This is a genomic window from Mesobacillus jeotgali, from assembly GCF_014856545.2.
Taxonomy (GTDB): Bacteria; Bacillota; Bacilli; order Bacillales; family Cytobacillaceae; genus Mesobacillus.
This window is the reverse complement of sequence record NZ_CP109811.1, coordinates 2,381,575-2,394,142: the sequence shown is the minus strand read 5'-3', so window position 1 is coordinate 2,394,142 and position 12,568 is coordinate 2,381,575. Positions and strand designations below refer to the sequence as shown.

6 protein-coding genes and 1 riboswitch are annotated in these 12,568 nt (G+C 45.2%); of the genes, 5 read left to right on the top strand and 1 reads right to left on the bottom strand.

From position 1 onward, the window contains the following. Positions 1–16: 16 nt before the first annotated feature. Positions 17–1,759: a carbon starvation CstA family protein gene (locus tag FOF60_RS12190; protein ID WP_192473450.1), complete on the bottom strand. Its 1,743-nt coding sequence runs from the start codon at positions 1,757–1,759 to the stop codon at positions 17–19. Positions 1,760–2,013: 254 nt separating this feature from the next. Here FOF60_RS12190 and FOF60_RS12185 point away from each other — a divergent pair, with 254 nt between their 5' ends. The 5 genes from FOF60_RS12185 (at position 2,014) to metH (ending at position 12,504) form a co-directional block, all read left to right on the top strand. Beyond that, positions 2,014–3,645 (top strand): M4 family metallopeptidase, encoded by a 1,632-nt coding sequence (locus tag FOF60_RS12185; RefSeq protein ID WP_192473449.1) that lies wholly within the window; start codon positions 2,014–2,016, stop codon positions 3,643–3,645. Positions 3,646–4,630: 985 nt separating this feature from the next. Next, a riboswitch (SAM riboswitch) is annotated at positions 4,631–4,744 on the top strand. A gap of 174 nt (positions 4,745–4,918) precedes the next feature. Continuing rightward, complete coding sequence (locus FOF60_RS12180) at positions 4,919–6,034, top strand: methionine biosynthesis PLP-dependent protein (protein WP_192471090.1); 1,116 nt, start codon at positions 4,919–4,921, stop codon at positions 6,032–6,034. After that, positions 6,031–7,209 carry a cystathionine beta-lyase gene (gene metC / locus FOF60_RS12175; RefSeq protein WP_192471091.1) on the top strand — a complete coding sequence of 393 codons (1,179 nt, stop codon included), beginning with the start codon at positions 6,031–6,033 and terminating at the stop codon, positions 7,207–7,209. Before FOF60_RS12180 ends, metC begins: the two co-directional genes overlap by 4 nt. Then, positions 7,209–9,071: a bifunctional homocysteine S-methyltransferase/methylenetetrahydrofolate reductase gene (locus FOF60_RS12170; RefSeq protein ID WP_192471092.1), complete on the top strand. Its 1,863-nt coding sequence runs from the start codon at positions 7,209–7,211 to the stop codon at positions 9,069–9,071. The genes metC and FOF60_RS12170 overlap by 1 nt, the downstream gene beginning before the upstream one ends. Next, a complete protein-coding gene (gene metH, locus FOF60_RS12165; RefSeq protein ID WP_192471093.1) occupies positions 9,052–12,504 on the top strand; it encodes a methionine synthase in 3,453 nt (1,150 codons plus the stop codon). Before FOF60_RS12170 ends, metH begins: the two co-directional genes overlap by 20 nt. The last annotated feature ends 64 nt before the right edge of the window (positions 12,505–12,568 follow it).

The window sequence follows — 12,568 nt, the reverse complement described above, 5'->3', positions numbered from 1 at the left end:
CCCGGCCTCCATTTCATTACATTTCCTTGCTTAATGGCGGTGGATTATTCCTGCTGAAGGCTGAGAATGCCTCGATGATGATCCAGAAGACAAATATCAAAATCAGTCCGCCGATACCAAAGAGCAGCATATTCAGCTCCCCTCCCCCATATCCAGACCACTGGAAAACGACTTGCTGAATCATAGCCCAGAGTGTCATGAAGAAAACGAATACCATTGGGATGAAAGTAACTAGATAATTCCTTCCCTGACGCTTCAACCAGATGGATACAAGCAGAAGGCTTACACCTGCCAATAGCTGGTTGCTTGTTCCGAACAGCGGCCACAACAGGTATCCACCAGAACCGAATCCATTAGGACCTTTTGGCAATAGTACAAGCGCTGCACTGGAAACAACTGCGACTGTTGTCGCTACATGAGTTTTAGTCAAAGCCTGGACATTATATTCGCTTCCAATCTCAGCAATGATATAACGCATCAATCTTACTGATGTATCCAAAGTTGTTGCGGCAAAGCTGACAACGATGATGGAAACAATTGTCCTTGCGATGTCCGCAGGAATCCAGATGCCAGTCGCAAGCTGGGCAGCACCATTGATGAAGTTGCCAAGACCGCCTGAGCTTGCAGCCGCAAAGCTTGAATACGCCGCAGTAAAATCAGCCTTAGTCGCAAAAACAGTGATAACCGCAATGATGGCAATCAGTGCAAGAATACCTTCCCCAACCGCACCAAGATAACCAACAAAACGGGCATCCGTTTCTTTTTCCAGCTGCTTGGAGGATGTACCCGATGAAACTAGTCCATGGAAACCGGAAATAGCACCACAGGCAATAGTGATGAACAATAGCGGAAACCAGGAAACATCAGTAGCCGCTGCATTCATTGCAGGAGCTGTAACCTCAGGCTGAAGGAAGACTAACCCAGCATATAAAATGAATAAACCTACAACCAACTGGTGTGAATTGATATAATCACGAGGCTGAAGGAGCTTCCAGACCGGCAGTGTTGAAGCAATGTACACATAAACCATCAACACGATAATCCAGACTAAGAATGCCATTGATACACCACTAAGGCCAAACATGACGGTGTTATCCGCTCCGCCAAAGTATTTCACAAGATCAATCTGTAAGGCTGGTACACGGCTGGCCAGGATTGCGGCACCATACATGACCGCAAGTGCAACCAATGAAGGCAGAAGCATACCTTTTTTCTTTTTATAAACAGCATAGCCAATCCAGATTGCCAGCGGAATTTGCAGGAATACCGACAGGACGCTTGCCGGGAAGCTGACAAATAAGTTCGCGATAACCCATGCAAAAACAGCGTTTACCATCAAAACAAGTATTAAAATAATGAATAAGAACATGATTTTCGCACGTTTGCCAATCAGCTTATTTGTGATTGTTCCTACTGACTGTCCCTTATTCCTGACTGACAGGACAAGAGTTCCGAAGTCATGGACACCTGCCGCGAAGACCGTCCCCAAAGTAACCCACAGGAATGCAGGAAGCCATCCCCAATATACAGCGATTGCTGGTCCGACAATCGGTGCAGCTCCGGCAACAGAGGTAAAATGGTGGCCCCATAAGATCATTTTCTTCGTTGGGACAAAATCCACCCCATCCGAATACTGGTGTGCCGGTGTAACGTAGTTAGGATCGAGACGGTAAATCTTTTCTGCTACCCACTTGGAATAGAAGCGATAGCCAATCGCAAAGACAATCATTCCGATCACGGCTAACCATAAAGAATTCATTTTTATAAACCTCCTTTTTTATGAGTTGGTATTACAACTTAATAATAAAAATATATTGCTGAATTAGTCAATAAATTCTGACTACTTTTCTTAAAATCCCATATTTATCCATTCACTCTTAGGTCAAAAATATTTCCCAACATGCATATTCGACAATTTTAGACTTAGTTGTTGAAATGTTCAGACTATTAAAGTATAAATATGATAATCTACTAATTCCTATTAGATAGAATTTGATTTTAGGAGGAATTTATTTGAAGAAGAAAGTCGTTTCCCTCAGTTTGACAGCAAGCCTTGCAATCAGCGGTTTGGTTGCTGCAACAGGCTTTGCCGCCCCATCAGCAGATTCACCATCGAACAAGTTTACGAAAAGTCATGGCGCACCTGAGTTTGTTGCCGGCAAGCTGACAAATCCATCAGAGAAAGCAGCAAAGGATATAGTCCTTGGGTACCTGAAGGCTTCGAAAGGAAAATACAATCTGGGCACAAATGATAGTTTCGTTGTTAAATCTCAGGAAGCAGACAAGCTTGGCGGAGATGTTGTCCGCCTGCAGCAAGTCTATAATGGTGTTCCTGTCTGGGGAGCAACACAGGCTGCCAGAGTCGACGAAAACGGTGTTCTTAAGGTTTTTAGCGGAACTGTCAGTAACGGACTGGGCGACAAGCTTGTAAAAGTCTCCAGCAAAAAATCTCAGAGAGATGCAATTGCTTCAGCAGAAGCGGATTTGGGTTACAAGCCTGATTATGAAGTAACGCCAACGGCTGAATTGGTCGTTTACCCTGGTGAGGATCAAGCAGTGTACGCTTACCATGTCACGTTGAACTTCCTGAGCCCTGAACCAGGCAATTACCAGTACTTTATCAACGCTGTTACAGGTGAAATAATTAATAAATACAACGCCATTCATACTGCTGGCAAAAACAATCCTTCTTTAAACGGAACAGATACGGTTGGATCAGGTGTCGGAGTGCTTGGCGACACGAAGTCGTTGAACACGCTTCTTTCAAATGGCTCTTATTATTTACAGGACAATACTCGCGGAAATGGTGTGTTTACCTACGATGCCAAGAACCGCCAGAGAACGCCAGGCTCCCTATGGGTGGATGGAGATAATAACCTGAACGCTTCTTATGATGGAGCCGCAGTAGATGCCCACTACTATGCAGGTCTCACTTATGACTACTATAAAAACACTTTTGGCCGTAATTCATATGACAACAATGGTGCAGCGCTGAAGTCCACTGTCCATTACGGCAGAAGTTATAACAATGCATTCTGGAATGGCCAGCAAATGGTATATGGTGATGGAGATGGCACAACGTTCATTCCGCTTTCCGGCGGTCTTGATGTTGTGGCGCATGAATTGACTCACGCTGTGACGGATTTCAGTTCGGACCTGGTTTACCAGTATGAATCAGGTGCATTGAACGAAGCGATTTCCGATATCTTCGGCACACTTGCTGAATTCCATGACAACAATGATCCTGATTTTGAAATCGGCGAAGACATCTATACACCAAACACGGCTGGAGATGCTCTTCGTTCTATGAGTGACCCAACTAAATACGGCGATCCTGATCACTACTCCAAGCGTTACACTGGAACTTCCGATAACGGCGGTGTCCACATTAACAGCGGTATCATCAATAAAGCTGCCTACCTTCTGAGTGAAGGCGGTTCACATTATGGAGTATCGGTCCCAGGAATCGGTACAGATAAAATGGGAGCGATCTTCTACCGTGCAAACACAGTCTATTACACTTCTTCCACGAATTTCAGCCAGGCACGAGCAGGAACAGTACAAGCAGCAAAAGACCTGTACGGTGCGGCTTCTGCAGAAGTTGAAGCTGTCAATAAAGCATTTGATGCTGTAGGAATATATTAATAACTTTATATTTAGTCAGACTGGCTCATCTATTCTTGTGAGCCAGTCTTTTTATGCTGCTGCTCCCTCGCCTTCTCGTTTTAATGAGAGAACGGAATATTGATTTTGATTAAAGCGGGATTGAGGGTACGGAATCGTGACACCTTTGGCAGCTAATCATGAAAACCTGTCACAATAACATTCGAATCGTGACAGCTTTGGCCTTGCAACCAGAAAAGCTGTCACAATAACATCGGAATCGTGACAGCTTTGGCCTTGTAACCTGGAAAGTTGTCATAAAAACATCGGAATCGTGACAGCTTTGCCCTCGGAACCAGAAAACCTGTCACAATAACATTGGAATCGTGACAGCTTTGGCCTTGCAATCAGAAAGCTGTCACAATAACATCGGAATCGTGACAGCTTTGGCCTCGAACCAGAAAGCTGTCACAATAACATCGGAATCGTGACAGCTTTGGCCTGTAACCTGGAAAGTTGTCATAAAACATCGGAATCGTGACAGCTTTGCCTCGGAACCAGAAAACCTGTCACAATAACATTGGAATCGTGACAGCCTTGGCCTTGCAATCAGAAAAGCTGTCACAATAACATCGGAATCGTGAAAGTTTTGATCTCGGATCCAGAAAAGCTGTCACAATAACACCGGAATCGTGACAGCTTTGGCCTTGCAACCAGAAAAGCTGTCACAATAACATCGGAATCATGACAGCTTTGGCTTCGGAACCAGAAAAGCTGTCACAATAACATCGGAATCATGACAGCTTTGGCTTCGGAACCAGAAAAGCTGTCATAAAACCTCCGGAATCTTAAAAGCTTTGCCCTCATCCACTAAAAAGCTGTCAAAAAAAATTACTTTGCCTTGCCAGATACTTCTATTAATCTTACACCTTATGCATATATACTTCACCGCATTAAATTAAAATGATTGACATTGAACATGATCAGATGTAATATTTAGAGAAATTTAATAATTCAATAATATTAAATCTTATCCAGAGAAGCTGAGGGTCTGGCCCTGTGAAGCTTCAGCAACCTTCAACTATATTTTTGTTGAAAAGGTGCTAATTCCAGCAAGTTCTTGAAACTTGGCAGATAAGAAGAATGGCTACTAACTGTAAAGTCTTCTTCTTAAGAAGGCTTTTTTTGTTTTATTAGGGATCTCACACTGACTTTCTGGATCATTGTCGAACAAGTCCCTTTTTAAGTCGATTATCTCGTCTTTTCTCATAAAACAAAAACTGCCATCTGACTATAACCAATAGGAGTGAATAAATTGGCAGAAATCGAAACAAAGCTAGCACAGCTTGGCAACAGGAGTGAATCATCAACAGGTGCGGTCAATCCACCAATCTATTTAACGACAGCCTACCGTCACGAAGGGATTGGGCAATCCAGCGGCTATGATTATGTCCGCACGGGCAATCCTACTCGCGAAATCCTTGAAAAGGCGATTGCAGACCTGGAGGATGGAGACCGCGGTTTTGCCTGCAGCTCCGGAATGGCAGCAATCTGGACAGTTCTGTCATTATTCGAGCACGGAGATGAATGGATTGTTTCGAAGGATCTATACGGGGGAACTTACCGTCTTCTCGAGCAGGGTTTCAAAAAGTGGGGATTAAATAGTACATATGCTGACATGGCCGATGTAAACGAAATCAAATCCGCAATAAATCATAGGACTAAGGCTCTTTTTGTAGAAACGCCGACGAATCCTCTGATGGAGCAGGCTGATATTGAAGCCATCGCAAACATCGCAAAAGAGAACGGCATTCTGCTGATTGTTGATAATACCTTCTACACTCCCCTTCTGCAAAAACCATTGACTTTAGGTGCAGATATCGTGATCCACAGTGCAACTAAATATCTTGGAGGTCACAATGATGTTCTTGCCGGGCTCATCGTTGCCAGGGGCCAGCAGATATGTGATTCCCTCTTCCTTCATCATAATGGCGGAGGTGCGGTGTTAAGTCCGTTCGATTCCTGGCTGCTCATCCGCGGGATGAAAACACTGGCATTAAGGATGGAACGCCATGAACAAAATGCCAGGGAGCTGATGAATTATTTACAGAATCATCATGCTGTGAAGGATGTCTTGTATCCCGGCAGAGGCGGAATGATTTCATTCAGAGTACACTCTCCTGCCATGGTGAATCCGTTTTTAAAAAGTCTATCTACCATTACTTTTGCAGAAAGCCTTGGTGGCGTAGAAAGTTTCATTACCTACCCTGCGACTCAGACACATGCCGATATCCCAGCTGAAATTCGTGAACAAACCGGGGTTTGTGACCGACTGCTGCGATTCTCTGTGGGAATCGAAAATGTGGCGGATTTGATAAAAGACTTGGATGAAGCTTTCCAAAAAGCAAGCCAGGAGGCTGAAGCAATATGAGCAGATATACATTTGAAACCCAATTGCTCCATAACAAGCATAAGTTCGATCCTGCAACCGGTGGAGTAAGCGTGCCAATCCAGCACGCCTCAACTTTCCACCAGCCGTCGGCAGACAAATTTGGAAAATATGATTACAGCCGCAGTCTTAATCCCACCAGAGAGGCACTTGAGGAAATAACCGCCGAGCTGGAGGGCGGTGTCCGGGGTTTTGCTTTTTCATCCGGGATGGCAGCTATCTCAACTGCCTTTTTGCTTCTTTCTCAAGGTGACCACGTGATCGTAACCGAGGATGTTTATGGCGGCACCTACCGGATGGTTACACAGGTACTGAACCGTTTTGGTATTGAGCACACTTTTGTGGATATGACCGACCTTGACGTGGTAGAGCGTGCAATTAGGCCCAATACTGCATTGCTATATGCTGAAACTCCCTCTAATCCGCTATTAAAGGTGACAGATATTCAGGCGATTAGCGAAATAGCGAAGAAACACGGCGCTCTTACCTTTGTTGACAATACCTTCATGACTCCCTACTTGCAGCGCCCGCTGGAACTTGGAGCTGATATTGTCCTCCACAGCGCCACAAAGTTTCTGTCCGGCCACAGTGATACAGTCGCGGGTCTGGCGGTGGTTAAGGATGAAAATCTGGCCAACAAGCTTTATACCCTGCAGAATTCTTTCGGGGCAGTCCTCGGAGTCCAGGATGCGTGGCTTGTCATGAGAGGTATCAAGACCTTGTCTGTCAGGATGAAACAATCTCAGGAAAGCGCAAAGAAAATAGCTGGATTTTTAAAGAAACAGCCAGTAATCAAGAATGTCTTTTACCCTGGCCTTTCGGATCATCCGCAGTCGGACCTTCAGATTCAGCAGGCATATGGGCCGGGAGCAGTACTGTCGTTTGAGCTTGAAAATGCAGAGGTTTTAACCAGATTCATAGAACATGTGAAGCTACCAGTTTTTGCAGTCAGTCTTGGAGCAGTAGAATCGATTCTCTCTTATCCGGCAAAAATGTCACATGCGGCCATGCCGCAGGACGAACGAGAATGGCGAGGCATCACTGACGGCCTCCTTCGACTCTCTGTCGGGCTGGAAAACGCCGACGACTTGATCGCGGATTTTGAGCAAGCTTTGGATTACATAGGAACTTTAGCAGCACAAAAGGAGGAAATCTAATGAGTTTCCTGAAACGCCTGGAAAATGAAATTTTGATCGCGGATGGTGCGATTGGTACTCTCCTCCACTCTTATGGAGCAGGAACCTGTTTTGAAGAGTTGAACATCTCACATCCTGATGACATCATACGAATCCATAAAGCCTATATAAATGCCGGTGCCGATCTTATCCAGACGAACACATATGCCGCCAATTATATAAAACTTGAAAGATATGGACTTGAGGATCAGGTTAAAGAGATTAATAGTGCAGCAGTAAGACTAGCCCGCCAGGCAGCAGGCACCGATGCATATGTCCTCGGAACGATTGGCGGAAACCGGGGAATCAGGCCTTCTGCCATCCCGATTGAGGAAATCAAAAGAAGCTTCAGGGAGCAGCTCTATTGTCTCCTCCTGGAGGGTGTTGACGGACTTTTGCTGGAGACATTTTATGATATGGAAGAAATCGAGACGGTGCTCGAGATTGCCCGAAAGGAAACCGACCTGCCAATCATTGCACAGGTTTCCCTCCAGGAAATAGGCATCATGCAGGACCAGACTCCGCTTCAGGTAGTTTTCAATAGATTAGAGAATCTTGGCGCTGATCTTGTAGGTCTAAATTGCAGACTTGGCCCCCATCATATGATTTCCAGTCTTGAGCAGATAGAGCTGCCTTCAAAGGCATTCCTTTCCGCCTATCCTAATGCCGGGTTGCCTGCTTACACAGATGGCAAATTCCATTACGAAGGCAATCCAGAGTACTTCGGCAAGTCTGCCCGCAGCTTCCGTGACCAGGGAGTAAGGCTGATTGGAGGCTGTTGCGGAACGACACCTGAACATATTAAAGCATTTGCTGAGGAGCTAAAAGGGTTGCCGCCTGTGTTGGATAAGAAAATCCCTGCAAAGAAGCCGAAGGTTGTCGTCTCACCCGCTGACATAAAAAGGCCTTTAGCTCCATTGCATCAAGTGGTGAAAGAACGGCCCTCTGTGATTGTTGAACTTGATTCACCGCGTAAGCTGGATACAACTCGATTTTTTGAAGGAGCAAAGGCACTAAAAGATACTGGTATTGATGCCTTAACGCTCGCAGACAATTCACTTGCTTCACCAAGGATTTCAAATTCGGCTATCGGCCATCTGGTAAAAGAAAAAATCGGTTTGCGACCGCTGGTACACTTAACTTGCCGTGACAGGAACATCATTGGGCTTCAGTCACATTTAATGGGCTTGCATACACTCGGCCTGCATGACGTGTTAGCCGTTACGGGTGACCCAGCCCGTGTCGGTGATTTCCCTGGTGCTTCGTCAGTGTTTGATGTCTCTTCCTTCGAGTTAATTGAGATGATTAAACAGTTTAATGATGGTCTCTCCTATTCTGGAAAGGATTTAGGACAAAAAGGTGCTTTTTCTATTGGTGCTGCCTTCAATCCAAATGTCCGTTCCATCGAAAAGGCTGTCCTGAGGATGGAAAAGAAAATCCGCGCTGGTGCAGATTATTTCATCACCCAGCCAGTTTACTCGGAAAAAATGCTTTTGGAGGTGCATGAAGCAACAAAGCATATTGATGCCCCTGTTTATATCGGCCTAATGCCGCTAACAAGCAGCAGAAATGCTGAATTCCTTCATAATGAAGTTCCCGGCATTAAGATTTCACAGGAAATACTAGACATTATGGCGAAGTTTAATAATGAACCGCTGCAATCCAAAAAGGAAGGCATCGCGATTACAAAAGGTTTGATTGAGGCTGCAGCAGAACTGTTTAACGGAATCTATATCATCACACCTTTTATGAATTATGAGATGAGTGTCGAGTTATCGAGCTACGCTAATGAATACAGCAGCCTTCTAAAGAGGAGGAAACAGAATGTCAACCTTGTTAACTGAACAGATGAAGAAAAAAATCCTGATTATGGACGGAGCGATGGGAACGATGCTCCAGCAGGCAGACTTGACCCCCGCAGATTTTGGCGGTGAAGAATATGATGGCTGTAACGAAATCCTGAATATAACTGTGCCGGAAGTAATTGAAAAGATTCATCGTGAATACTTCGAAGCCGGTGCAGACATCGTTGAGACCAATACCTTCGGTGCCACAAGCCTGGTTCTTGACGAATACGGCCTGGGCCACAGAGCGTACGAAATCAACAAGGAAGCGGCTCTTATTGCCAGGAGAGCGGCTGACGAGTCATCCACTCCCTCCAAGCCGCGATTTGTGGCTGGTTCAATGGGTCCGACTACCAAAACACTTAGCGTGACCGGGGGATCAACCTTTGAAGAAATGTCAGCTTCCTACGAGGAGCAGGCTCTTGGCCTGATCGATGGCAATGTCGATTTGCTTTTGCTCGAAACGAGCCAGGATTTGCTGAACGTTAAAGCTGCTTATACGGGAATCCAGCGTGCATTCCAAAAAAGTGGCAAAGAGCTCCCTCTCATGATTTCTGCCACAATTGAACCAATGGGCACGACACTTGCCGGCCAGTCTATAGAAGCCTTTTATATTTCAGTACAGCATATGAATCCGATTGCGATTGGATTGAATTGCGCAACCGGACCGGAATTCATGCAGGAGCATTTGCGTTCCCTGTCCTCCCTTTCGACTTCTGCTGTCAGCTGCTATCCGAACGCTGGGCTGCCCGACGAGGAAGGTCAATATCATGAAACGCCTGACACGCTCGCCCAGAAGCTCGCCGATTTTGCCCGTGAAGGCTGGCTGAATATTGTCGGAGGCTGCTGTGGTACGACACCTGCACATATAAAGGCAATTTCGGAAAAAATGCAAGAGCGCCTGCCAAGGCAGACGGAAGAAAACAATTTACATATGGTTTCCGGGATTGAGCCTTTCATCTATGATGATCCAACACTAAGGCCAATTATGGTTGGGGAACGGACGAACGTTATCGGTTCCAGAAAATTCAAACGTCTGATCTCTGAAGGCAAACTTGAGGAAGCAGCTGAGATTGCAAGGGCTCAGGTTAAAAATGGAGCACACGTCATCGATATTTGTTTGGCTGACCCGGACCGGGATGAACTTCAGGATATGGAAGGATTCATAAGGGAAGTTGTAAAAAAAGTGAAGGCTCCACTCGTTATAGACTCTACAGATGATGAAGTAATCGAAAAAGCTTTGAGATATTCACAGGGTAAAGCAATCATCAATTCCATCAATCTTGAAGATGGCGAAGAACGATTCAAGTCAGTGGCACGCTTGATCCATAAATATGGTGCTGCTGTTGTTGTCGGAACAATCGATGAGGAAGGTATGGGTGTAACTGCTGAAAGGAAATTAGAAATTGCCAAAAGATCATACGACCTGCTAGTCAACAAATATAAAGTACCTGCACAGGATTTGATTTTTGATCCTCTCGTCTTCCCTGTCGGCACCGGGGATGAACAATATATTGGCTCAGCAAAAGCAACAGTGGATGGAATCAGAAGAATCAAAGAAACCTTCCCTGAAACACAAAGTATTCTTGGAATCAGCAATGTTTCCTTTGGCCTGCCTCCTGTCGGCCGTGAGGTGTTAAATTCAGTATTTCTTTATCACTGCACCCAGGCAGGTCTTGATTACGCAATCGTGAATACAGAAAAGCTTGAGCGATTTGCTTCGATAAGTGCGGAAGAAGTTAAAATGGCTGAAGAGCTGTTATTCAGTACAACTGATAAGACACTTGCGGAATTCACCGATTTTTACCGGGATAAAAAGAAGGAAACAAAAAGCGCATTGCCTGATATGACCCTAGAAGAACGACTTGCCTACTATGTAGTTGAAGGAACAAAAGAAGGCCTTCAGCAAGACCTTGATATGGCACTGGGCATCTTCCTTGCCCCGCTGGATATTATAAATGGTCCATTGATGAATGGGATGAAAGAAGTTGGCAGGCTGTTCAATGACAACCAGTTGATTGTGGCCGAGGTTCTTCAGAGTGCAGAGGTCATGAAGGCCGCTGTGTCCCATTTGGAGCCTCATATGGAGAAAAATGATACAACGGCAGCAAAGGGAAAGGTACTCCTCGCGACTGTAAAGGGCGATGTCCATGATATTGGCAAAAACCTTGTAGATATTATCCTCAGCAATAATGGTTACGATGTTGTCGACCTGGGAATCAAGGTGACTCCAACTGCACTTATAGAGGCCATAAAAAAGGAAAAACCAGATATCGTTGGGCTCTCAGGACTTCTTGTTAAATCTGCACAGCAGATGGTGCTGACTGCCCATGATATGAAGCAAGCTGGGATCGACACTCCCATCCTTGTGGGCGGCGCTGCATTATCAAGGAAGTTCACTGATACAAAGATTTCCAAAGAGTATGACGGTCTTGTATTGTATGCAAAAGATGCAATGAACGGCCTGTCGATTGCAAATCAGCTTCGGGAACCAGACGGGTACGAACAATTTTTAAAGGAACAAAAGGCTAAGCAAGAAGCAGCGATGAATAAGCAGGACTATACGACAACGGGTCGAACCTCTGCCACAACTGTTTTAGAACGTCCAAAAGTAACAGTTAAGGCACCGGTTTTCATTCCGCAGGATACAAAGAGGCATCTTGTTAAATCCTACTCCCTCTCCCATATTGAGCCCTATATAAACCAGCAAATGCTTCTGGGGCATCATCTTGGACTTAAGGGAAAGGTAGAAAGACTGCTTGCTGATGGGAATGAAAAAGCTGTCAAGCTTCAGGAAGTCGTTCAATCTCTTATAAAGGAAGCCAAGGCAAATGAGTGGATCAAACCTGCTTCCGTTTATCAGTTCTTCCCTGCCCAGTCAGAGGGAAATAGGCTTTATATCTTTAATCCTGAACAACCAGATGAAATCCTTGAAACCTTTGATTTTCCAAGACAAGAGGTTTCTCCTGGACTATGCCTGGCAGATTACGTCCGCCCTGTCAGTGATTCCGAAAAGGATTACATCGGAATGTTCGCAGTCACAGCAGGTGCAGGCATTCGCCAAGCGGCAGAACAGCTAAAAAACGATGGAAGATTCCTGGAAAGCCATGCCCTCCAGGCACTTGCTCTTGAAAGTGCAGAAGGATTCGCGGAATTGATTCATCGCCAAATCCGTGATCGATGGGGTTTCCCGGACACACCGGATATGACCATGAAGGACCGTTTCGCAGCAAAGTATCAAGGTCAGCGGTTCTCTTTCGGATATCCTGCCTGTCCCGATTTAGAAGATCAAAAAAAGCTTTTCAACTTGATCCAGCCAGAAGATATTGGAATTAATTTGACCGAAGGATTCATGATGGAACCGGAGGCATCGGTTACAGCTATTGTCTTCTCTCATCCAGAAGCAAGGTATTTCAATGTATTAAAGAATTAGGAGATTGAATATTTCAGCAAGAGGGTTTTCCCCTCTTGCTTTTTCTGTTTAGGAGGAAACTTCT

Coding starts and splice junctions, on each gene's coding strand:
- FOF60_RS12190 (WP_192473450.1), bottom strand. CDS start 1,759: ATGAATTCTTTATGGTTAGCCGTGATCGGAATGATTGTCTTTGCGATT.
- metC (WP_192471091.1), top strand. CDS start 6,031: ATGAGCAGATATACATTTGAAACCCAATTGCTCCATAACAAGCATAAG.
- FOF60_RS12170 (WP_192471092.1), top strand. CDS start 7,209: ATGAGTTTCCTGAAACGCCTGGAAAATGAAATTTTGATCGCGGATGGT.
- metH (WP_192471093.1), top strand. CDS start 9,052: ATGTCAACCTTGTTAACTGAACAGATGAAGAAAAAAATCCTGATTATG.